This is a genomic window from Mycobacterium sp. MUNTM1, assembly GCF_054660795.1.
Genome location: NZ_BAAGDE010000034.1, coordinates 1 through 21,319 on the forward strand (window position 1 = coordinate 1; position 21,319 = coordinate 21,319).

The 21,319-nt window shown below is 69.3% G+C and carries 18 protein-coding genes and 1 pseudogene; 12 read left to right on the plus strand and 7 right to left on the minus strand.

The features are described 5' to 3' along the window. Window positions 1-548 precede the first annotated feature (548 nt). From ACYQ8K_RS18780 to ACYQ8K_RS18805, 6 genes and pseudogenes are all read left to right on the plus strand, one after another. Entirely contained in the window at window positions 549-1,007 is a 459-nt protein-coding gene (locus tag ACYQ8K_RS18780) for a helix-turn-helix domain-containing protein (protein ID WP_459971297.1), read from the plus strand. Beyond that, window positions 1,008-1,499 (plus strand): hypothetical protein, encoded by a 492-nt coding sequence (locus tag ACYQ8K_RS18785; RefSeq protein WP_459971299.1) that lies wholly within the window; start codon window positions 1,008-1,010, stop codon window positions 1,497-1,499. It begins immediately after the preceding gene. Further along, the gene (locus ACYQ8K_RS18790) at window positions 1,496-2,719 is read left to right on the plus strand and encodes a DUF6545 domain-containing protein (RefSeq protein ID WP_459971301.1); all 1,224 of its coding nucleotides are present in this window, start codon (window positions 1,496-1,498) and stop codon (window positions 2,717-2,719) included. Before ACYQ8K_RS18785 ends, ACYQ8K_RS18790 begins: the two co-directional genes overlap by 4 nt. A gap of 101 nt (window positions 2,720-2,820) precedes the next feature. Next, window positions 2,821-2,976, plus strand: a pseudogene (locus ACYQ8K_RS18795) (diguanylate cyclase/phosphodiesterase); the annotation flags it as partial. A 399-nt stretch (window positions 2,977-3,375) separates the two neighbouring features. Then, window positions 3,376-4,521 carry a PPE family protein gene (locus ACYQ8K_RS18800; protein ID WP_459971303.1) on the plus strand — a complete coding sequence of 382 codons (1,146 nt, stop codon included), beginning with the start codon at window positions 3,376-3,378 and terminating at the stop codon, window positions 4,519-4,521. Window positions 4,522-4,679: 158 nt separating this feature from the next. Beyond that, window positions 4,680-5,834 carry a PPE family protein gene (locus ACYQ8K_RS18805; protein WP_459971305.1) on the plus strand — a complete coding sequence of 385 codons (1,155 nt, stop codon included), beginning with the start codon at window positions 4,680-4,682 and terminating at the stop codon, window positions 5,832-5,834. On the opposite strand, the gene ACYQ8K_RS18810 is transcribed toward ACYQ8K_RS18805, so the two are convergent. Continuing rightward, the gene (locus tag ACYQ8K_RS18810; RefSeq protein ID WP_459971306.1) at window positions 5,765-6,424 is read right to left on the minus strand and encodes a DUF5994 family protein; all 660 of its coding nucleotides are present in this window, start codon (window positions 6,422-6,424) and stop codon (window positions 5,765-5,767) included. The genes ACYQ8K_RS18805 and ACYQ8K_RS18810 overlap by 70 nt on opposite strands. Window positions 6,425-6,568: 144 nt before the next feature. On the opposite strand from ACYQ8K_RS18810, the gene ACYQ8K_RS18815 reads away from it, so the two are divergent. Then, the gene (locus ACYQ8K_RS18815) at window positions 6,569-7,567 is read left to right on the plus strand and encodes a magnesium transporter CorA family protein (protein WP_459971308.1); all 999 of its coding nucleotides are present in this window, start codon (window positions 6,569-6,571) and stop codon (window positions 7,565-7,567) included. A gap of 309 nt (window positions 7,568-7,876) precedes the next feature. Here ACYQ8K_RS18815 and ACYQ8K_RS18820 read toward each other — a convergent pair whose 3' ends face one another. Further along, window positions 7,877-8,242, minus strand: coding sequence for a DUF732 domain-containing protein (locus ACYQ8K_RS18820; protein WP_459971310.1), 366 nt, complete (start codon window positions 8,240-8,242; stop codon window positions 7,877-7,879). Window positions 8,243-8,433: 191 nt separating this feature from the next. Between ACYQ8K_RS18820 and ACYQ8K_RS18825 the strand changes: the two genes are divergently transcribed. Beyond that, window positions 8,434-9,351 (plus strand): extracellular catalytic domain type 1 short-chain-length polyhydroxyalkanoate depolymerase, encoded by a 918-nt coding sequence (locus ACYQ8K_RS18825; protein ID WP_459971312.1) that lies wholly within the window; start codon window positions 8,434-8,436, stop codon window positions 9,349-9,351. 9 nt (window positions 9,352-9,360) lie between these two features. On the opposite strand, the gene nei2 is transcribed toward ACYQ8K_RS18825, so the two are convergent. From nei2 to hglS, 5 genes are read right to left on the minus strand one after another with little or no spacing between them, the layout of a single operon-like run. Next, entirely contained in the window at window positions 9,361-10,116 is a 756-nt protein-coding gene (gene nei2 / locus ACYQ8K_RS18830; RefSeq protein WP_459971313.1) for an endonuclease VIII Nei2, read from the minus strand. Between the two features lies 1 nt (window position 10,117). Continuing rightward, window positions 10,118-14,860, minus strand: a complete 4,743-nt coding sequence (locus tag ACYQ8K_RS18835) for an ATP-dependent helicase (RefSeq protein WP_459971315.1) — start codon at window positions 14,858-14,860, stop codon at window positions 10,118-10,120. 37 nt (window positions 14,861-14,897) lie between these two features. After that, entirely contained in the window at window positions 14,898-15,569 is a 672-nt protein-coding gene (locus ACYQ8K_RS18840; RefSeq protein WP_459971317.1) for a TetR/AcrR family transcriptional regulator, read from the minus strand. Between the two features lie 46 nt (window positions 15,570-15,615). After that, window positions 15,616-17,139: an L-piperidine-6-carboxylate dehydrogenase gene (amaB, locus tag ACYQ8K_RS18845; protein WP_459971319.1), complete on the minus strand. Its 1,524-nt coding sequence runs from the start codon at window positions 17,137-17,139 to the stop codon at window positions 15,616-15,618. Further along, entirely contained in the window at window positions 17,136-18,389 is a 1,254-nt protein-coding gene (hglS, locus tag ACYQ8K_RS18850) for a 2-oxoadipate dioxygenase/decarboxylase (RefSeq protein WP_459971321.1), read from the minus strand. Before hglS ends, amaB begins: the two co-directional genes overlap by 4 nt. Before the next feature lie 30 nt (window positions 18,390-18,419). On the opposite strand from hglS, the gene ACYQ8K_RS18855 reads away from it, so the two are divergent. The 4 genes from ACYQ8K_RS18855 to usfY all read left to right on the plus strand — a co-directional run bounded on the left by ACYQ8K_RS18855 (window position 18,420) and on the right by usfY (window position 21,162). Continuing rightward, window positions 18,420-18,872, plus strand: coding sequence for an Lrp/AsnC family transcriptional regulator (locus ACYQ8K_RS18855; RefSeq protein ID WP_459971323.1), 453 nt, complete (start codon window positions 18,420-18,422; stop codon window positions 18,870-18,872). A 51-nt stretch (window positions 18,873-18,923) separates the two neighbouring features. After that, window positions 18,924-20,261 (plus strand): L-lysine 6-transaminase, encoded by a 1,338-nt coding sequence (gene lat, locus ACYQ8K_RS18860; RefSeq protein ID WP_459971325.1) that lies wholly within the window; start codon window positions 18,924-18,926, stop codon window positions 20,259-20,261. A 158-nt stretch (window positions 20,262-20,419) separates the two neighbouring features. Beyond that, entirely contained in the window at window positions 20,420-20,803 is a 384-nt protein-coding gene (locus ACYQ8K_RS18865) for a hypothetical protein (RefSeq protein WP_459971327.1), read from the plus strand. A gap of 47 nt (window positions 20,804-20,850) precedes the next feature. Next, complete coding sequence (gene usfY, locus ACYQ8K_RS18870) at window positions 20,851-21,162, plus strand: protein UsfY (protein WP_044484132.1); 312 nt, start codon at window positions 20,851-20,853, stop codon at window positions 21,160-21,162. The last annotated feature ends 157 nt before the right edge of the window (window positions 21,163-21,319 follow it).

A 21,319-nucleotide genomic window follows, 5' to 3' on the forward strand; every position in this document is an offset into this window, starting at 1 on the left:
GGTGATCGCCGCCGCGGCAGCGGCGTTGGACAGCGGGGCCGTGCCGGCCTTCCGCATCACCTCGAAAAGCTTCGTCAGCTTGAGCGCGAGATCAGAGTCGTTGTCAGCAGCGCCACCGGCTACCGCTTCGTCTGGCCCGCCGCCGCGATCCAATGCACTCTCATTTCATCCACAGTCGATCATCGTGTACTGACGTTACCAGCCACCCAGCGTCAAATCCACCGAGCACCCCGCCTGACCTTGGCCGTTGGCCATCAGGGGAGGGGCGGCGCGGCGGTCGCCGCACACCGCGACCGCCGACGAACCCGGCCGCATACCAGCTGGCAGGCTGGTCCGGCGCGCCACGCCACGGCCTGTACGAACTTCCTTCTGCGCGAATGGATTTCGACGCAAAGACGCAGATGCGGCCGGATGCGGGTATCGGCTCCGAGGCACCGCATTCTTACGCTGCCGTAAACCGCCGGGGCGACGATTCGGCGCGCCAGCGGCGAAAGGGCGGGTTGTAACATGGGCCGAAGCTGTTGGCGGGTGCACGAAACGGGAGACCAGTGGGAGTCGACGATGTCCGGGCCGAAGGGCCGGATAACGGCGAGTTGGCATCGCGCTTGACGAAGCTTTTCGAGGTGATGCGCAAGGCCGGCACGGCCCCGCTGTCCAACGCCGCTGCCGCGGCGGCGATCACCGAGACAACCGGCGTATCGATCAGTCCGGCGTATCTGTGGCAGCTGAGAAGCGGCGTCAAAAGAAACCCGACGGTCGCGCATTTGCGGGCGATCGCAGAGTTTTTCGGGGTGCCGGCGTCGTATTTGATCGATCGCGACACGGACCAGAAGATCGACGCACAGCTGACCTTGATCCAAGCGCTGCGCGATGTCGGCGTACGGGATTTGGCGGTGCGTACGTCCGGGCTGACGCCGCAGGCGATAACGAGTTTGGCGGCCATGGTCGACGAGGTTCGTAAACTCCAAGACCTGCCGGTGATACCGCGCGAGGGCGGTGAGGCGTAGATGGCATCCACGGTTGACATGCTTGCGTTGGTTCGCACCCTGCCGGTTCCCGTGCCCTGGGATCGCGCGGCGTTCATCGACGGCGTCGCCCGCTTGCGGGGCCGGCCGATTCGCCTGGTGTCGACGGTGGACCAGCTCGCGCTGGGCCCCTGCGGGGTGTGGCTGAAGCGCGACGAAGACGACATCATCGTCCACGAGGCGGGTACGTCGGAATATCACATCGACCAGATCGTGTGCCACGAAATCGGGCACATGGTGTTGGAACACGATGGCGGGTCGCGGGGGGACGCGAGCGCCGAGTACTACCCCAAAATGATCTTCGCGAGCGCCCTGGCGGGGTTCGACCCCGGCACCGGGGTGATATTGGGCCGCACCAGCTTCGACGACAACCGCGAACGCGATGCTGAGATGTTCGCGTCGTTGGTGATGCTTGCCGCCGCCGAAGCCGGTGCGCGACAGTCGATGATGAGCAGCGTGTTCTTCCGCCAGTGAGCGCCTCCACTGTGCCCGGCTTCATCGCCTGGCCCTTGATCGCCTTCATGATGCTGGTGCTGCTCGGGCGCTACCGATGGTGCAACAGCAATCTCTATGAGAAGTATTTCAACAGCACACTGGCGTTGATGCTGGTTGCCCAATTGTTGCGCGAGCACCTTGTGCAAAACGTGCTCGTCCGAACGGCCTTCATGACGCTGCCCGGCACGTGGCAATTGAGCACCGCGGCGTTGAGTTACAGCTACAGCGAATTCATCGGGTTCACGCTGTTGTGGTCGGGAATGTCTGAAGCCGAAACCCGGCGCAGGCACAAATATTATCGGCTGGCGGGTGTGCTGCTCGCAGTCGGGTTGCTCGTCTTCGGCACTCATGCCCGCATTGCGGGGCAGTCCCTGGAGTTCACGACCGGCTGGAACTCCGTGACGACCTTGGCCTGCTTCATTGCCATGCCGATGGCCCTGGTTACTCGCGTGATCTGGAATTCCTTGCGCGAGTTGCGGATTGTTGACAGGCGGCGAGAGCGCCTGATCGCGATCAGCACGCTGGCGATGGGTCTGACGGCCGTTGTGACAGCGCTCCACGAGGTGGCCCTGCAGATATCCGACCAACTTGGTTGGACTCAGACCGACGAACTCAGGCACCAGTTCCACGCGTCCTGCTTTTTCTACATGATATTCAGCCTGTTCCTGATCGCCCCCGTCCCTCTTGTGGTGAAGCTGCGTCGCTCCCTCGGACTCGATCACATCAGCCGGAGCTGGCGCGAACTGCAGCCGCTGCGACAGGCCATGAGGGTTGTTGTCCCAGAAGGAGTTTTCGAATCCGGCGACGACGGGCAGGGGCGCCCGAAGACGGAGTTGCAGCTGCACCAGACCGTGGTCGAGATCCGCGACGCCATCTTGGGACTGCGACCATATTTCCGTGCAATACCCGGCGATGAGCTGACGCACTATCTCGCCGAGCCCCATAAGGTACCGGAGCGCGAGCGCAACGCGGCTATCTCAGCCCTGCGCCTGGCCCACGCCGCGAGGGCCAAAGTTGCCGGCGTCGGACCGGAACCCGCCGACGTCGACTCGACGGCGATCGTCGCGTCCCGAGCGGCGACGCTTCGACAGGAAGCGACCGAACTGACGCTGCTGGCGAAATGGTGGCCCGCCGCTTACGCCGCCGCCGAGAAGTTCACCGAACCTGCGGCCGAGACGAAAGCGGGCTCGACATCATGACCTGCCCGCCGCAACGCCGACCCCGGCGTTGATCGACAAGGTGGGCTAGTTATCGGCGAATGTGCCTTCCGGCCTTGCCATTACCGCTTTCGGGATGGGCCAGCACCGCCGAGCACAGCGGGCGCCGGGTCACCACGTTCGAGCAGCACGTGCACAGCTTCCTGGAGTCGCTGCCGATCATGGCGGGCTCGGCGCTGGGCTGCCTGCACTGGCGCGAGGTTCGTCAGCTCACCCGCGGCGCCCGATCGCGCGACGCATGGCGGCTGCGCTGGAAAAAGAACCGGCTGCCGGGCGGGTACCTCGCCGCCGTCGGGGCCGCGGTGGGCGCCGCGATCGTCGTCCCGTACGGCGAGGAGCTGTATCGGTGCCTCGCCCCGCGAGATGCAGCAGCGCGGGCTGGGGGACCGGATCATAACGGTGAACCGCGGCGCCTCGGTGACCGTTTGATGGACGGCGGGTGACGGGTAAACGGCCCTGGCCAGCAAATGTCAAATCGCTCTCAGCCAAAGGTATAGGGTGTCCTAACACGCGGCGGTCGAACTGGGAGGTACCGACTGCAGGTGACAGGCTTCGACGTGCAGAGTTTCAGGGTTCTTCGTTGCCTGGTTAACGCAAATTTGCTGGGGACGTTCTCAGCGTGGGCATTGTGAGATGTGATGGATCTTTTTGCACCCCCCGAGGTCACCTCGACGCTCATCCACACCGGGCCGGGAGCGGGCTCGTTGATCGAGGCCGCCGGCGCGTGGCAACGGCTTGCCGTCGAGCTGGAGAATTCGGTCTCCACCTATGCCTCGACCCTGTCGTCGCTCATCGAGTCCTGGGACGGTCCGTCGGCGATGGCGATGCTGCAGTCCGTCCAGCCCTACCTGCTCTGGCTGCGTGAGACCGCGCAGCAGTCCGCGCAGATGGCCACGTCGGCCGATGCCGCCGCGTCGGCATTCACCGCCGCGCGCTCGTCGATCGTCCCGCCGGCGGTGGTCACCGCCAACCGGACGCGCCTGGCGCAGCTGCTGGCCACCAACCGGTTCGGCACCAACACGGCGGCCATCGCCCAGGCCGAAGAGGAATACCAGACCATGTGGGCGAACAACTCGGCGGCGATGACCCGCTACCAGGCGGCGTCATCCCAGGCGACCACGCAGCTGTCGCAGTTCAACTCGCCGCTGTCCACCACCGACCCGAGCGGAACGACCAGGCAGCAGGCCGCGGTGTTCACGGCCCAAGACCAGGCCGCCGGCAACACCAGCGACTCACTTTCCTCGTTGCTCTCTTCCGCCGGCATCTTCGGCAGCGACGGCGACCCCAACAGCGGGTGGTTCGGCTACTTCAGCACCTGGGGCAACCAGTTCATCTCGTCCGGCTTCCCCATCAACATGCTGAGCTACCTGGCGCAGAACTCGTCGGCCAGCGCGCTGCAGAGCGTGGGCGGCGACATCGGCAGCGGCCTGTCGGAGGGCCTCGGAGCCGCCTCGGCGAGCCTGTCCAACGCGGTCAAAGGCATCGGCGCGGGCATGGCGCCGTCGGGCGCGATGGGCGTCGGGGTGTCGCTGGGCAAGCTGACCGCGCCCCCCGCCGTGGTGGGGCTGTTGCCGGGCACGCAGACCGGGGTGCAGCTCGCCTCGGCGGCCTCGCCGCTGCCGGCCGCGGAATCCGGTCTGCCCCTGATGCCGATGATGGTGCCGCCGACGACGGCCTCGGCCGGCACCGGCTGGCGCAAGCGCAAACAGCAGAAATACGAGGACGTTGCCGTGGGCCGGGAGGTCAAGGGCAAAGTGATGCCTCGGAACCCGTCCGCGGGATGACCTCTATGGTGCCCCACGACTGCGGACGCCGAACCCCACGGTCAACGGCGACCGGCAGCGGGACACCGCGATGTTTGATCGCCACCCGCTCGCGAATCGCCGGACGGGCCGACGCATGGCGTTCGCCCCACCCACGTTCTTCCCCAAGGTAAAGGTTCATGGATTTCGGGATGCTGCCGCCGGAGGTCACTTCGGCGCTGATCCACTCTGGGCCCGGTCCTTGGTCATGGATCGCGGCCGCCGGCGCCTGGCAGGAGCTCAGCACGGAGCTCGAGCAGTCCGCCGCCGGCTACAGTGCGGAGCTGTCCTGGCTGATGACGACGTGGCACGGACCGTCCGCCGCGGCGATGGCCCAAGCGCTGGAACCCTATTTGGACTGGCTGCGCGTCACCGCGCAGCAATGCCAGGAGGTCGCCACCTCGGTAGAGGTGATGACCGCGGCGTTCGAATTGACGCACTGGACGGTGGTGCATCCCTCGCTGGTGGCCGCCAACCGCGCGCGCCTGGCGATGTTGTTGGCCACCAACTTCTTCGGGATCAACTACCCGGCGATCGCCGAAACCGAAGCCGAGTACGCCACCATGTGGGTGAACAACTCGGCGGCGCTGGTCCGCTACGACGCGACCTCGGCGAGCACCGTCCAACCGCCCTCCTTCACGCCGCCGCCTCAGGTCGCCAATCCCTCCGGCGTGACGACCCAGGCCGCCGTGGTGCCCACCTCGAACACCGCCAACTCGGGAATGATGACGGCCGCCGACCTGGGGGCGGGCCAGGATCTCGCCACTTCCAGCGCCTTCGGCCTGGATCCCGACTCGGGCTGGTTCCGGTATTGGAGCGTCTGGGGCTGGCAGGAACTCGCGGGCGGCATGCCGATCAACCTGCTCAGCTACCTCGCCCAGTTCAACACCGCGCAGGCCCTGCAGGGCGGCGTGGCCGGGGACATCTTCGGCGGACTGGCCGAAGGTACGGCTGCGCTGTCGTCGGCCGAGACACAGCTGATCGGCGCGGTCAACGCCGCCGGATCCTTGGCGCCCCGCGCGGCGCTGGGCATCGGTGTCTCGCTCGGCAACCTGACCATGCCGCCGGCGACGGTGGGAATGCTGGGGTCGTCGGCGCCGGTGCAGCTGGTGTCCGCGGTCTCCGCGCTGCCCCCTGGCGCCGGCCAGACCCCCATGCTGCCGATGGTCCCGATGCGCCCGGGGGGTGGCTCGGCGAACGGTCGCCGGCGTAAGGGGGGACGCGACTACGACGATATTGAATACGGTGCGGAGCTGCCGGGCACCGTGATGCACAGGCCGCCGTCGGCGGGATAGCGCTGGTTGGGCGACTCCATCATGCGGTTGCGGACGAGGTGCTCGACGAGGATGGGGACGAAGGTCTGCACCGGTGCGTCGATGAATCGTTGCGCCGTCTCCTCGCACCAGCGCCTGATCTGCGCGGTGCGCCGTTCGTCACCGAGGCCCTCGTGGCGGGCCAGCTTGTCGGCCACGTCCGCCACCGACCGCCCAACCGTCACCCGGACGGCCGGCGACACCCCGGCCTCGGCGGGTGCCCGGACCGCCTCGAGTGCCCGGCGGGCGACGTCCGCGTCGGTCTCCGGCCGGATGACCTGCAGGGTAATGTGGCGGCCGTTCTCGCCCATCACGATGACGCTGGCCTCCTCGTCATTGATAAAGCCCAGCAATTCGATTGTGTGCCCGTCGATTTCAACCAGCGGGGGTGTCTCGTGCCACGCGTTGCGACGGTAGCCCACCATGACGATCTGCCCCAGCCGGTCGGTCAGCGACCGCACCAGGTCGGGCAGCTCGTCGGCCAGGTTCGTCGACCGCGGCCACCAGGCGCCGTCGATGTGCTCGGATACAGCACGATATGCCTTGAGCTGCAACCGGTTTGATTGCTCCATGTCACCCACCTGCTCGCTGAATCTCTCGGGTCGGGCCGACGGCCCCCCGCAACGTCAAGACCATCACGGGTAGTCGGCGACCACGGCGCGAGCGAGTGGCTGGCGGGTTTACCGATCGTGAACAACGATTGAGAAGATGTCGTGATGCAGATCGCTTCGAGTATCCAGGGCCGGGTGTGGCGCGGCGGCAAGGCGCAGGACGACTTCGAGTTCGACAAGATCTCGGACTACCTCACCGAACCCGGCACCCTGGTGTGGGCCGACCTGTGCGAACCGGACCACGACACGCTGTGCGGCCTGGCCGACGAACTCGGCCTGAACCGCTGGGCGGTCGAAGACGCCGTGGCGGCCGCCGAGCGGGTCAAGGCCACCGCATACGAAAGCCACACCTTCTTCACCGTCTACGCCGTCGAGATCGTGACGGACGCCCCCGACACCGGCGGGCGGATGCTGTCGATGCAACGCATTTCGGGATTCGTGCTGCCGCAGGGGCTGATCACCGTGCGCCTGACGCCCGACTTCGACATCGCACAGGTGACCCGGCGGTGGCAGGAGATCGGCGGCCAGGGCTACGGCGTCGGCGCGCTGGTGCACGGCCTGCTCGATGTGGTGGTCGACAGTCATTTCACCGCCGTGGAGGCCCTCGATGACTGCATCGAAGCCATCGAGGACGAGCTGTTCGACGGCAGGCCCCGTAAGGGGATCTTTCAGCGTCGCACCTTCCGGCTGCGCAGGGACCTGGTGAACCTGCGCCGGGTCGCCCTGCCGATGCGCGAGGTCGTCAATGCGATTGTGCATCACCGTGTTTCGGACGGTTCCGATCGCCGGCTTGACCCGCTGTACGCCGACCTGTACGACCACGTGCTGCGGGTGTCCGAATGGACGGAATCGTTGCGCGACATGATCACCACCATTTTCGAGACCAATCTGTCGCTGCAGGACGCCCGGTTGAACACCGTCATGAAGAAGCTGACGGGATGGGCCGCCATCATCGCCGTGCCGACGGCGATCACGGGCTTCTACGGGCAGAACGTGCCCTACCCGGGCTTCGGCACGCATGCCGGATTCGCGGCCAGCACCGGCGTGATACTCGTCTTGATGGTGGTGCTCTACGTGATGTTCAAGCGGCGCGACTGGCTGTAGGCCGCGGTGGGTTACTGTGCGACGTGCGGACTTGAAATGCCTTGGTGGATGCCCTGTTCGATCTTGTCCCGCAGCGCGGGGCTGCCCGGTGGATCGGAATCCTTACAGGCGCAGCTGAGATGACCGAAGGGATTGGGGTCAGTGGCGGCTGACGCCATTGCCCCGCTGGAAGCACCGAGGGCGATCGCCATACCCGCAACACCGACCAAAAGTTTCGGAACCATTTTGGCCTTGCTGGGTTTCGATTAGATCGGATACCTCAAATTTTATCCGCGATCACATCACGGGCCTGTCAACCGGCTGTAAATTTCAGGACCCGGATGATGCCGCGGCATCCGCGTATTTCGGGCAGTACGCCTTGATGCTGACCCCGACGAAATAGCCGGCGTGATAGCTGTCCAGGGTGCTGCTGGACAGCACGCTGTTGGCGACCTGTTCGGGTGTCTGGCCCATGTCGAGTTCGTGACACACGGTGTGCCCGGAGTTGACCGCGGCGTCGGGTGACTCGTAATTGATGCCCTTGGCTTTCAGCGCGGCCAGGAAGGCGTCATCGGGAGAGGTGGCGTGCGCGGTGACGGACGCGGCCAGCACGCCGAGCAGCCCGGCCACCGGCGCCACGCCGATCGCCAGGAGCGACAGCGGCCCGATGGGCTTGCGTATCTGGGTGGTCGTCATTTCTGATACTCCCGTGGAACAGAAGTGCCGTTGCTTGCTGAAGGCGGGGCTAGTTCGAATGTTTGCATGCCGGGGCGTCACCCGGCGCCGGATCGCCGATAATGCGGTGTGTGCCACACAAGGGTTTGCTCCGTCGTCGGACACGCGTTACCGGCGAGCCCTCGTCGACGCGCCGTCGGTGATCTGACGACATGACGTATGCGCGGTGGCTGTGCCTCGCTGTGGTGGCGATATGCGTGGTCGGCTGCGGTGTGCGGCACGTGTCGGCGGCCAGCGCTCGAGACATTTCCGGCACCTTTCGATCCGGCGGCATGGACCGAACCTACATGTTGCACGTGCCGGCGGGCGACCCCGTCGGGCTGGTGCTCAGTTTGCACGGGGGCGGCGGCACCGGGATCTCGCAGCGCGGCCTGACGGGCTTCGACACCGTTGCTGACGCCCACAACCTGGTGGTGGCCTACCCCGACGGCTACGACAAGAGCTGGGCCGACGGGCGCGGCGCCTCGCCCGCCGACCGGCGCCACATCGACGATGTTGGCTTTCTGGTCGGGCTGGTGAGCAAGCTGCAGAACGACTACGGCATCGCGCCCGGGCACGTGTTCGTCACTGGGATGTCCAACGGCGGCTTCATGACGAACCGGCTGGCGTGCGACCGCGCCGACCTCTTCGCCGCGATCGCCCCGGTGGCCGGCACCCTGGGCGTGGGGGTGGCCTGCAACCCGTCGCGGCCGGTGTCGGTCTGGGAAGCCCACGGGACGGCCGACCCGCTGGTGCCCTTCAAGGGCGGGGTGGTGCGCGGGCGCGGCGGGGTCAGCCACTCCATCTCGGCGGACAACATGGTGGCCAAGTGGCGCTCGGCCGATGGGTGCCAGGGCGAGCCGGCCATGGAGGTGCTGCCCGACGTCCGCGACGGCACCGTCGTGCACCGCTACGAGTCCACGGGATGCGCGGCGAACACCGAGGTGGTGTTCTACAAGATCGACCGCGGCGGCCACACCTGGCCGGGCGGCAAGCAATACCTGCCCGCGGCCGTCATCGGTCCCACCACGCGCGCGCTCGACGGGTCCGAGGCCATCGCTCAGTTCTTCCTCGCGCACGGCCGCGAGTAGCGGCGCACCTCAGCGCTGGCAGGACGGGCACCAGTACGTCACCCGTTCCCCGGAGTCGTCGACATTGATCCGAGTGCTGCAGCGCCGGCAGGCCTGCCCGGATCGCCCGTAGACCCACAGCTGCCGGCCGGTCCGGGTGTCGCCCGTGGTGCACCGGTTCCAGCGGAAGCGATTGAGCCACAACATATCCCGCGCGCGTGAGGCCAGCCGATGGGGGTCGGCGATGTCGCGCACCGGCGCGGTGGGCAGATGCCCGAACAGGAAACACAATTCGTTGCTGTAGACGTTGCCGACCCCGGCCAGCACCCGCTGGTCCAGCAGCGCCTCGGCGATCGGCCGATCCGGGTCGGCCGTCAGGTTGGCGGCGGCGAGCGCGGGATCCCAATCCTCGCCCAGCAGATCGGGACCCAGGTGCGCGACGGCGTCGCCGTCACGCTCGCGCTCCAGGATCTCCAGCACGCCGAGGTCCACGCCGACGGCGCGGACGCTGTCGGTTTCCAGGATGATTCGCGCGCGGTGGTCGATCCGTACCGGGCGGCTGCCGACCCGCCAGCTGCCGTCCATCTTCAGGTGCGAGTGAATGCTGGCGGCTCCCACCCGGATGAACAGGTGCTTGCCGCGGCTGAGCACCTCGTCGACCACCTGCCCGGTGAGGTCGACGGTGGCGAACCGCGGCACCCGGATGTCGCAGCGGGTCAGGGTGCCGCCGACCAGATGCTCGCGCAGCACGGCGGCGGTGTGCCAGACGGTGTCGCCTTCGGGCATGTCAGCGCAGTCGCATTCCGCGCGGGGTGCGGGCGAAGCCGGCGTCGGACAGCGCGTCGGCCGGGCCGGGCCCGTCCGCGCGGGGCTGCAGGGCCGGCACCCCGTCGATGCGTTCGACCAGGATCGACGCGACGCGCCGGGACGCGACGAGGTCCGCAAGCGCGGTGGCCGCGGCGTGGTTCGCGGCGGGGTCGTCGGTGAAGGTGAGCAGCGACCGCCCGCCCCGCTCGAGGAACCAGGCCAGCTCGCCGTCCACCAGCACGACCAGCGCACCGGCCTTGCGGCCCGGGCGCGCCCCCGGGCCGCCGGACCCCGAGGCCTCGCCGCGCGGCGCGGGCCAGGGCAGCGCGGCGCCGTAGGGGTTGGCCGGATCCGCGGCGGCCAGCGCGACCGCCCGGTACTCGGGCCGTTCCGGGTCGACCCCGTCGGAGTAGGCGCGCAGCCGGTCCACGGTCGACGCGACCGCGAATTGCGCGCCGCCCAGCGACTCGATGAAGTAGCCGCGCTGGCACCGGCCGGCGTCCTCGAAGGTGCTCAGCACCTTGTACAGGGTGGCGAACCCGCCGGGCACGCCCTCGGCGGTCACCGCGCCCCGGGTCAGCACGCCGTGGCGGCCCAGCAGGAGCTCGGCTTGGAAGTGGGCGCGCAGCGTGGAGTCCGGCTCCGGGACCGGCAGGACCGACCACCGGCCGGCGACCGTAGGGTCGGCGGGCCGCGCCTGCGGGTGCGCGATGCTGTATCGGCTCAGCCGTGGCGGGCGATGCGACCGGTGCGCGGGCGCCGAGCGCTTGCGGGTTCCGGTGCCCCCGAGCAGGGCGCGCACCGGCGCGAACGTGTCGCCGGTGATCCAGCCGGCCCAGATCAGTTCCCACAGCGCGGATTTGAGTTCGGACTCGGGCAACCCGTCCTGCGTGAGCTGGCGGAAGAAGTAGGCGCCCCCCGGCGCCAGCGTGTCCAGGACGGCGCGGTGGGCGTCGCCCAGTTCGATGTCGGCCGGCCCGGGCAGCGTCAACGGCGCGGATTCGCTGGGGTGCAACGCGATCCAGCCGTCTCCGCTGGAGATCGACCCGGCCCCTGACCAGGTGACCTCGCCGGTGGCGAGCAGCTCGTCGAGCAGCGCGGGGGAGTAGTCGCGGATCCGGGGGGCGAGCACCAGTGGCTCGATCGCCGAGGCGGGCATCCTCACCCCGGCCAGCTGATCGATCACCGTCATCAGCCCGTCCAGCCCGAAATGGCTTGGGGAGCGCGATGATTCGGCCGCCGCCACCCGATGCCACGCCGGCAGGAACCGGCCGTAGGCGGCCGTGCTGACCGGCTCGACCTGGGCCCGCAGCGCCGCCAGCGACCGCCGCCGCAGGATGCGCAGCACGTCGGCGTCACACCACTGCTCGCCCCCGGCCACCGGGGCCCCGGGCATTTCGGCCGCGGGGGCGCAGGAGCCCCGCCCCCCCCCCGCCGGGCCCGCCCCCCCCGCCCGGGGGGGGGGGGGGGGCCCCCCCCCCCCCCCCCCCCCGCCCCCGGGGCCCCCGGCTATTCGGCCGGGGCCCCCCCCCCCCCCCCGCACCAGCCGGCCGTCACCGGCCAGCCGGCCCAGGATGTCGGCGGTCACCCGCAGCCCCAGCCCGAACCGGGCGGCGGCCTCGCCGGTGGTGAACGGGGTGTGGGTGCGCGCGTAGCGGCCCAGCAATTCGCCCAGCGGGTCGGCCACCTCCTCGGTGAAGGCCGCCGGCACGCCCAACGGAACCGCGATGCCGATGCCGTCGCGCAGCCGGCCGATGTCCTCAACGGCCACCCACCAGCTGCGGCCGGCGAACGACACCGTCAGCGCGCGGCGGGCCGCGCGCAGCCCTTCCAGCCAGCCGCCCACGTCGGCGCCGCCCGCGCGGGCGGCCACCTCCTCCTCGGTCAGCGGGCCCAGCAGCCGCAGCAGGTCCGCGACGCCCACGGCGTCGCGGGCGGCCCGGTCCGGCGCGAGGTGCTGCAGCTGGCGGCCGGTGCCGGCGATGATCTCGGGATCGAGCAGGTCGCGCAGCTCCACCCGGCCCAGCAGCTCGGCCAGCAGCGTGCTGTCCAGCGACAGCGCGGCGGCCCGGCGGTCGGCCAGCGGGCTGTCGCCTTCGTACATGAACGCGCCGACATAGCCGAACAGCAGCGACGCAGCGAACGGCGACGGGCGCTGCGTCTCGACCTCGAGCACCCGCACCCGCCGCTGCGCGATGCCGGTCATCAGCAGGGTCAGGGCCGGGACGTCGTAGACGTCCTGTAGGCATTCGCGGACGGTCTCCAGCACCACCGGGAAGTCGGGGTATTTGCGGGCCACCTCCAGCAGTTGGGCGGCGCGCTGGCGCTGCTGCCACAGGGGCGAGCGGCGGCCCGGGTGCCGGCGCGGCAGCAGCAGCGCGCGGGCCGCGCACTCGCGGAACCGCGACGCGAACAGCGCCGAGCCGCCCACCTCGGCGGTGACGATCGGGTCGATCTCCTCGGCGTCGAAGACGAAAAGGTCGGCGCCGGGCGGGGTATCAGTTCCCGTGTCGGACGCGAAATCGGAAATAGTGTCGGGCAGCCGCACCACGACGCCGTCGTCGGAGGCGGTGGGCTTCTCGTCGATGCCGTAGCGCTCGCGCAGCCGTCGGGCCACCGCCAGCGCCAGCGGGCCGTTCACCGGCAGGCCGTACGGCGAGTGCAGGATCACCCGCCAGTCGCCCAGTTCGTCGCGGAACCGCTCGACGAGCAGGGTGGTGTCGGTGGGCACCACCCCGGCCGCGGTGCGCTGCTCATCGAGCAGCCCCCACAGGTTGTCGGTGGCGTACGCGTCGAAACCCAGTCCGGCGCAACGGGTGTCGAAGGCCTCGCGCTTGAGCCCGGCCAGCTCGCCGGTGAACGCGCCGAGCGCGGCGCCCAGCTCAGCCGAGCGGCCCAGGCCGTCGCCGCGCCAGAACGGCAACCGGGCCGGCTGGCCGGGTGCGGGGATGACGAGCACTCGGTCGTGGGTGATCTCGGTGATCCGCCAGCTGGTGGCGCCCAGCGAGATGACGTCGCCGGGGCGCGACTCGTAGACCATCTCTTCTTCGAGTTCGCCTACCCGCGAAGGCTTTTCGGATTCGGAGGCGAGGTAGACGGTGAACAGCCCGCGATCGGGGATGGCGCCGCCGGAGGTCACGGCCAGCCGCTGCGCGCCGGGCCGCGCGGTCAGCATGCCGGTGTCGCGGTCGTAGACCAATCGCGGTCGCAGCTCGGCGAATTCGGTGGACGGGTACTTGCCGCTCAACAGGTCCAGGGTGGCCTCGTACACGCTGCGCGGCAGCGTCGCGAACGGCGCGGCCCGCCGGACCGTGTCGAACCACCGGTCGGCGTCCAGCGGTTCCAGCGCGGCCGCCGCCACGGTCTGCTGCGCCAGGATGTCGAGCGGATTGGCAGGCACCCGCATGGTTTCGATCTGGCCGGTCAGCATGCGCTGCACGCTGACCGCGCAGCCGATCAGGTCGGTGCGGTGCTTGGGGAACAGCACGCCCCGCGAGACCTCGCCCACCTGGTGACCGGCCCGGCCGATGCGCTGCAGGCCGCTGGCCACCGACGGCGGCGCCTCTACCTGGATCACCAGGTCGACGGCGCCCATGTCGATACCCAGCTCCAGGCTGGAGGTGGCCACCACCGCCTTGAGCAGCCCGCGTTTGAGGTCCTCTTCGACCAGGGCGCGCTGTTCCTTGCTGACCGAGCCGTGGTGGGCGCGGGCCAGTATCGGGTCCGCCCCGTAGGTCTGGCCGCTGCCCATGATGTGCGCCGGCGCGCCGCCGGCCACCTTCGGGTTGGCGTCCGTGGACAGCTCGACGCCGCTGCGTTCGGCGTGAATCTCATTGAGGCGGGCGGTAAGTCGCTCCGCCAGCCGGCGCGAGTTGGCGAAGACGATGGTGGAATTGTGCGATTCGATCAGGTCGACCAGGCGGTTCTCCACGTCGGGCCAGATGGTGTTGTTCGCCAGGTTGGCCATGTCGGGCACCGGCACCTGCACGGTGAGCTCGACCGTCTTGGCCGACGGCGGGGCCACGATGGTCGTCGGCGCCTGCCCGGACAGGAACCGGGCGAGCTCCTCGGGCGGGCGCACCGTGGCCGACAGCCCGATGCGTTGGGCGGGCTTGTCCTCGCGCAGCGCGTCCAGGCGCTCCAGCGACACGGCGAGGTGCGCGCCGCGCTTGCCGGCGGCGATCGCGTGGATCTCGTCGACGATGACGGTCTGCACGCCGGCCAACGTCTCGCGCGCGGCCGAGGTGAGCATCAGGAACAGCGACTCGGGTGTGGTGATCAGCACGTCGGGCGGGCGGTTGATCAGCTGGCGACGGGTGGCGGGCGGGGTGTCGCCGGAGCGGACCCCGACGCTGATGTCGGGGGCGGGCAGGCCCTGGCGTTCGGCGATGCGGGTGAGGCCGGCCAGGGGGGTGCGCAGGTTGCGTTCGACGTCGACGGCCAGCGCCTTGAGCGGGGAGACGTAGAGCACGCGGGTGCCCGGCGGGCGCATAGTCGACCCGGCCAGGCTGTCCAGCGCCCACAGGAACGCCGCCAGCGTCTTACCCGATCCGGTCGGGGCGATCACCAGGGTGTTGTGGCCGTCGGCGATCGCGTTCCAGGCCTCGGCCTGGGCGGTGGTGGGGCTGTCGAAGGTGCTGGTGAACCACTCGCGGGTGATGGCGCTGAACCGGCCCAACGGGTCGGCAGCGCCGGGCGGCCCGGAATCGGCGCGAGTGCTCACCTATCCATGGTGCCAACGGGCACCGACAAGGCGTCGGCTAGCGCGGCTCGAGGCGAGCGGTGGACATCGCGTGGGACAGTTCCTCGGGGATCTCGGGCACCCGGGCGATGGCGTCGAACAGCGAGTGCGCGCACGCGTCGGCGAGGCGATCGGCATTGGTGGTGGGATCGATGATGCGCTGCCGGCACAGCTCGAAGGTGAACGCCAGCCAGCCGTGACAGATCACCCGGAGGTCCCGCTCGACGTCGGGTTCCAGCTTCCTCGCGGGGGTCTTGGCCACGAGGTCGGTGATCCGGCTCATGATGTGCTCGAGCTGACGATTCTTGGCTTCGTCGTCGACGCCCAACAGGACCGGGTCGGAACGGCCCAGCCCGACGTACGCGGCCCACGCGGCCTCGGGGTTCTGCTCGTGGTAGGCCATGTAGGCCATCACACCGGTCCGGACCTCTTCGTACATGGTCAGGCCGGTGGCGTCGTCCATGTTGGTGTTCTCGTACAGGCGGTCGGCCTCGTCTTTGACCACCGCCGCGAAGAATGCCCGCTTGTCCGGGAAATAGTGGTACATCAGGGCCCGCGACACCCCGGCGCGTTCCGCTATCTCATCGATGCGGACCTCGTCGTAGGGTCGCTTCCCAAAGACCTCTGCCCCTAAAGCGAGCAGCTCAGCGCGTCGATCCTCGGGGGACAAGCGCCTGCGGGCTGTCGGCATGTGTCAGATAGTACTCATACGACATGAGACGCCGGCCACATTGGATTCATCCGAACTTCACGCCCTGGGCCAGCGGCAACTCACCGGAATAATTGACGGTATTGGTACTTTGGCGCATGTAGGCCTTCCACGAGTCGGTGCCCGATTCGCGTCCGCCGCCGGTTTCCTTCTCACCGCCGAACGCGCCGCCGATCTCCGCGCCGGACGTGCCGATGTTGACATTGGCGATTCCGCAGTCGGATTCGGCCAGGAACCGCTCGGCCTCGCGCAGGTCGGTGGTGAAGATGGCCGACGAAAGACCTTGCGGCACAGCGTTATTGAGCGCAATTGCGTCATCCAGCTCGTCGTAGGTCAGCACGTAGAGAATGGGCGCGAACGTCTCGGCCGCCACGATGGCGGTCTGCGCGGGCATCCGCACCAGCGCCGGCGCGACGTAGTAGGAACTCGGGTGTTCGGCGGCACCGGTGCGCGCGCCGCCGATCACCTCGCCGCCGTCGGCGCGCGCCTGCTCCAGCGCGCCGACCATGTCGCGGTAGGCGGTCTCGTGGATCAGCGGTCCGACCAGCGTGCCCGGTGCGGCCGGGTCGCCGATGGCGAGCTGTCCGAACGCGGACGCGACGCGCGCGACGACCTCGTCGGCGAGCGAGCGGTGCACGATCAGCCGGCGCAGGCTGGTGCAGCGTTGACCGGCGGTGCCGGCCGCGGCGAACACCACCGCGCGCACCGCGAGGTCCAGGTCGGCCGACGGTGTGACGATGGCGGCGTTGTTGCCGCCCAGTTCCAGCAGCACCCGCCCGAACCGGGCCGCGACGCGGGGACCGACGGCCCGGCCCATTCGGACCGAGCCGGTCGCGGACACCAGCGCGATGCGGGGGTCGTCCACCAGCAGCTCGCCCAGGTCGCGGTCGCCCAGCAGCAGGGAGCTCACCGCGGGCGGGGCGCCCACGTCGGCCGCGGCCCGGGTGATCAGCGACTGGGTGGCCAGCGCCGTCAACGGCGTCAGCTCCGAGGGCTTCCACACCACCGGGTCCCCGCACACCAGGGCCAGCGCGGTGTTCCAGGCCCAGACCGCGACCGGGAAGTTGAACGCGGTGATGACCCCGACGACACCGAGCGGGTGCCACGTCTCCAGCAGGCGATGGCCGGGGCGCTCCGAGGCGATGGTGCGGCCGTAGAGCTGGCGCGACAGGCCGACGGCGAACTGGCAGATGTCGATCATCTCCTGCACCTCGCCGGCGGCCTCGGAGGTGATCTTGCCGACCTCGAGCGTCACCAGGGTGGCCAGCTCGTCCTTGTGCTCGGTCAGCAGCTCGCCGAGCCGTGCCACCAGCGCACCCCGGACCGGGGCCGGGGTGGCGCGCCATGCCGAAAATGCTTGTGCTGCCCCCGATATCACCAGCTCGGCCTGCTCGGGGGTGGTGGGTGCGACGGTGAACAGCACCTCGCCGGTGATCGGTGTGCTGACCGCCATGCCGTGGTCGTCCGGCTCGCCGAGCGCGACGTCGGCCCCCATCGCCCGCAGGGCGTCGCGCACCCGGGCGCGCAAGTCATCGGCTGTGGGCATGGTCATCGGGGTGCCTCCTGGGAGAGAGCTTCGTAAAGCGGGTAGGGATCGTAGATCTCGCGGCCGATAGACCCGGCCAGCCACTGCGCGTCGTAGCCGGAATCGTCGACGGCGCAACGGTTTCCGAATCCGGCGGGCGAGTCCAGGTTGGAGCGGAAAATGCCCGCCGCCGACGCGGGCAGGAAGTCCTCGTAGACGATCGGCGCCGACGGATCGCCGCCGCGGTAGTAGCCCAGTCCCGCGGCCGCCATCTCGGCGTCCGTAGGCGGGAAGTAGTCCGCCCACACCGCGGCAGGGTCGGCGGTGGCCATCGCGGCGTCGTAGCGTTCGCGGCCCTTGGGCGTCAGCGCGACGCCGCGCGCCTCCACCTCGCCGAAGCGCACCCGCAGCGTCGCATCGGTGATGCGCCCGTCGTCGCCCCGGAAGCGGCGCGGCTCGGCCAGGGCACGAAAAGACGTCTGGCGCAACAGGACCGCTGGCCCGTCGGTGCGAGGCGGTCCCTGGATGGCGTCGATCATGGTGATGCCGCGCCGGGTCATCCGCCCGTACAGGTCGTCGATGTCGAGCACGCGGGGCGTCAGGTGGTTGATGTGGGTGGAGCCGACGCCCGCGATGTCGGCGGCGACCGCGGAGACGCGCGCCAATTCGTCGTACCAGGATCGCTCGATCGGCTCGCCGGACAACGCGAAGGCCGCCACCGCCGCCGCGACGAACGGCCGCGCCTCGTCGGCAGCGCAGCCACCCTCGGCGGCGATGACCCGCGCCCGGGCCGCCAGCGCGGGGTCGAACAGCCGGCGCCGCGCCAGGAAGGCGTCGACGCGGCGGCGCAGGTCGCGGTCGAAGTAACGCGGGTCGCGGGTGGCCAGCATCGAGGTGAATACCCGGAACGGGTTGTGAGACAACTCGATTGGGTCGATGGGCCGGAAGGCGGTCGACACCACCGGGACGGGTGACGCCGCGCACCGCAGGTCGTAGTAGCCCACCGGCAGCATGCCGAACGCCGCGAAAAGGTCTGCGACGGCGGCCAGTTCGGCCGGGCTGCCCACCCGGATGGCGCCGTGCCGCTCGGCGGTGACGCGGCGCAGCGAACCGAAGCGTTCGGCATCGGCATGACGCGCCGCGTAATCGGCGTTGACCCGCTCGCTGACCTCGATCAGGGTGCCGTACGCGGGTACCTCGGCCGCATACATCGCCGACAGGCCCGCGGCGAACTCCGCCCGAAGCTGCCAGGTTTCCAGCCATTTCGTGCGGGTCACGACGGCCCGTTCCTGCGATAGTCTCCGGCCATGAGTGAGACGCTCGACGAGGTCGACCGGATTCTGGTGCGCGAGCTGGTCGCCGACGGCCGTGCGACGCTGGCGGAGCTGGCCGCCAGCGCGCGGCTGTCGGTGTCGGCGGTGCAGTCGCGGGTGCGCAGGCTCGAGGCGCGCGGCGTCATCTCGGGATACTCGGCGCGCGTCGACCCGGAGGCGGTCGGACACCTGCTGTCGGCGTTCGTGGCCATCACTCCCTTGGATCCCTCTCAACCCGATGATGCGCCCGCCCGCCTCGAGCGCATCGAGGAGATCGAATCGTGTCACTCGGTGGCCGGCGAGGAAAGCTACGTCCTGCTGGTACGCGTTCCCTCCGCCCGGGCGCTGGAGGACCTGCTGCAGCGGATCCGGACGACGGCGAACGTCAGGACGCGAAGCACCATCATATTAAATACTTTTTACGCTGATAGGCAGCGAATACCATAAAATATACGGCACAGCACTCATGATTCCGTAAAAATCGGCTACCATGAGGCCATGACCGCCACCCTGGAACGCCGCACCGGCACCGCGCCCGACCGGGTCCACGAGGTGCTGGCGCGCAGCATTCTGGTCGACGGTTTCGACTTCGTGCTCGATCTGGCCCGCTCCGCCGGCTCCTACCTGTACGACGCGCGGGACGGCCGGCGCTACCTGGACATGTTCACCTTCTTCGCGTCGTCGGCGCTGGGCATGAATCACCCCGCGCTGGCCGATGACCAGGAGTTTCGCGCCGAGCTGGCGCAGGCTGCCCTGAACAAGCCCAGCAATTCCGACGTCTACTCGGTGGCGATGGCCCGCTTCGTGCAGACCTTCGCCCGGGTGCTGGGCGACCCGGCGCTGCCGCACCTGTTCTTCGTCGACGGCGGCGCGCTCGCGGTGGAGAACGCGCTCAAGGTGGCGTTCGACTGGAAGAGCCGGTTCAACGAAGCGCGCGGGATCGATCCCGCGCTGGGCACCCGGGTGCTGCACCTGCGCGGCGCGTTCCACGGCCGCAGCGGATACACGCTGTCGCTGACCAACACCAAGCCGGTCACCGTGGCCCGCTTCCCCAAGTTCGACTGGCCCCGCATCGACGCCCCGTTCCTGCGGCCCGGCCTGGACCGCGCGGCCGTGGCGGCGCTGGAGGCGGAGTCGCTGCGCCAGGCCCGTGCGGCCTTCGAGGCCCACCCGCACGACATCGCCTGCTTCGTGGCCGAACCCATCCAGGGCGAGGGCGGCGACCGTCACTTCCGGCCGGAGTTCTTCGCGGCCATGCGCGAGCTGTGCGACGAACACGACGCCTTGCTGATCTTCGACGAGGTGCAGACCGGCTGCGGCCTGACCGGAACGCCTTGGGCCTACCAGCAATTGGGCGTGCTACCCGACGTAGTGGCGTTCGGCAAGAAGACCCAGGTATGCGGCATCATGGCCGGCCGTCGGGTCGACGAGGTCCGCGACAACGTGTTCGCGGTGTCCTCCCGGGTGAACTCGACGTGGGGCGGCAACCTGGCCGACATGGTGCGCGCCCGCCGCATCCTGGAGGTGATCGAGGCCGACGGACTGTTCGACCGGGCCGCCGAACAAGGGGCCTACCTCCATGCGGGCCTCGACGAGCTGGCCGACGAATTTCCCGGCCTGGTGCTGGACCCCCGCGGCCGCGGCCTGATGTGCGCCTTCAGCGTGCCGACTACCGCCGACCGCGACGAGCTGATCCGCCTGCTGTGGCGCCACGCGGTGATCGTGCTGCCCTCGGGGCACGACGGTGTCCGGTTCCGTCCGGCGCTGACCGTCTCGCGCGCGGAGATCGACGCCGCGCTGAGCGCCATCCGTGCCGCTCTGCGGGCCCTGCGCTAGGGCTTGATCTCACATCGATCCCGTTTACCCCGGTTTGCCGCCGGGTATTTGATCCCGTGCGGCTTCCGCTGCTACCAGCACGGTGACGAATGCCCCGTAACAAATGCGACGTAGCGAGCGATGAACCAAGCGCGGGCCCCTGAGGGAGGTGACCAACGATGCAGAAAGCGGACGCTCGATCCGGCGGTGACCGCTTGGGTCAGGAGGACGGCGAAGTGCACGCCGCCATCCGGTTTGCGGCGCTGTCCACGCTGGCCGCCGTCGGCTTCGTCCTGATCGCCGCGGTGTGGGTCAGCACCTGCCCGGGAGTGAGCGTGGACACGGTGGCGTGCGGCGTGCCGCAGCGCACCCTGCTGGCGTTCGGCGGTCCGCTGATCGCCCTCGCCGCTGGAATCTGGGCCTTCGTGCGCACCTATCGGGTGTGGAAGGCCCGCGGAACCTGGTGGGCATGGCACGGCGCGGGCTGGTTCCTGCTGACCGCGATGGCGCTGATGGTCGCCATGGGCGTTGCTCCGATCGCCGGTCCGGTACTGGCCCTTTAGCTTTGTCGTCCCGCGATCTAACGTTGATGGTGCGGTGAGGAGCAGCTATGGGAGACACCTACCACGACCCCGTCGACCATCTGAGGACCACGCGGCCGCTCGCCGGCGAGTCGCTGATCGACGTCCTGCACTGGCCCGGGTATCTGTTAGTTGTCGCGGGCGTGATCGGGGCCTGCGGCAGTCTTGCGGCCTTCGGCAGCGGACATCACCACGAGGGCATGACGGCGGGGATTGTCGCGGTCATCGCCGCGGTGCTCGGGCTGGCGTGGCTCGCGGTGGAGCATCGCAGGATTCGTCGAATCGCGGATCGCTGGTACGCCGAACATCCCGAGGTGCACCGGCAGTGGCCGGCCAGCTGACACCCGCCGCCGAATGAGCTTCCCCCCAGTGAACTGCCCCGACGTGGGGTGGTGCGAAATTTCGCGCGAAAGCTGATTCCGAGGTTACGGGCACTGACTTGTGGGTATCAGGTCTGCACCATGATGAGTGCCGGAACGGTTGAGTTAGCGTGGTCAC

What these genes read in the sequence shown, in the direction of transcription:
- ACYQ8K_RS18820 (WP_459971310.1), bottom strand. Translation starts at nt 8,242, where the DNA reads ATGACGACCACCCAGATACGCAAGCCCATCGGGCCGCTGTCGCTCCTG.
- ACYQ8K_RS18825 (WP_459971312.1), top strand. Translation starts at nt 8,434, where the DNA reads ATGACGTATGCGCGGTGGCTGTGCCTCGCTGTGGTGGCGATATGCGTG.
- usfY (WP_044484132.1), top strand. Translation starts at nt 20,851, where the DNA reads ATGGGAGACACCTACCACGACCCCGTCGACCATCTGAGGACCACGCGG.
- lat (WP_459971325.1), top strand. Translation starts at nt 18,924, where the DNA reads ATGACCGCCACCCTGGAACGCCGCACCGGCACCGCGCCCGACCGGGTC.
- ACYQ8K_RS18865 (WP_459971327.1), top strand. Translation starts at nt 20,420, where the DNA reads ATGCAGAAAGCGGACGCTCGATCCGGCGGTGACCGCTTGGGTCAGGAG.
- ACYQ8K_RS18855 (WP_459971323.1), top strand. Translation starts at nt 18,420, where the DNA reads ATGAGTGAGACGCTCGACGAGGTCGACCGGATTCTGGTGCGCGAGCTG.
- ACYQ8K_RS18785 (WP_459971299.1), top strand. Translation starts at nt 1,008, where the DNA reads ATGGCATCCACGGTTGACATGCTTGCGTTGGTTCGCACCCTGCCGGTT.
- ACYQ8K_RS18800 (WP_459971303.1), top strand. Translation starts at nt 3,376, where the DNA reads ATGGATCTTTTTGCACCCCCCGAGGTCACCTCGACGCTCATCCACACC.
- amaB (WP_459971319.1), bottom strand. Translation starts at nt 17,139, where the DNA reads ATGACCATGCCCACAGCCGATGACTTGCGCGCCCGGGTGCGCGACGCC.
- ACYQ8K_RS18810 (WP_459971306.1), bottom strand. Translation starts at nt 6,424, where the DNA reads ATGGAGCAATCAAACCGGTTGCAGCTCAAGGCATATCGTGCTGTATCC.
- nei2 (WP_459971313.1), bottom strand. Translation starts at nt 10,116, where the DNA reads ATGCCCGAAGGCGACACCGTCTGGCACACCGCCGCCGTGCTGCGCGAG.
- ACYQ8K_RS18840 (WP_459971317.1), bottom strand. Translation starts at nt 15,569, where the DNA reads ATGCCGACAGCCCGCAGGCGCTTGTCCCCCGAGGATCGACGCGCTGAG.
- ACYQ8K_RS18805 (WP_459971305.1), top strand. Translation starts at nt 4,680, where the DNA reads ATGGATTTCGGGATGCTGCCGCCGGAGGTCACTTCGGCGCTGATCCAC.
- ACYQ8K_RS18815 (WP_459971308.1), top strand. Translation starts at nt 6,569, where the DNA reads ATGCAGATCGCTTCGAGTATCCAGGGCCGGGTGTGGCGCGGCGGCAAG.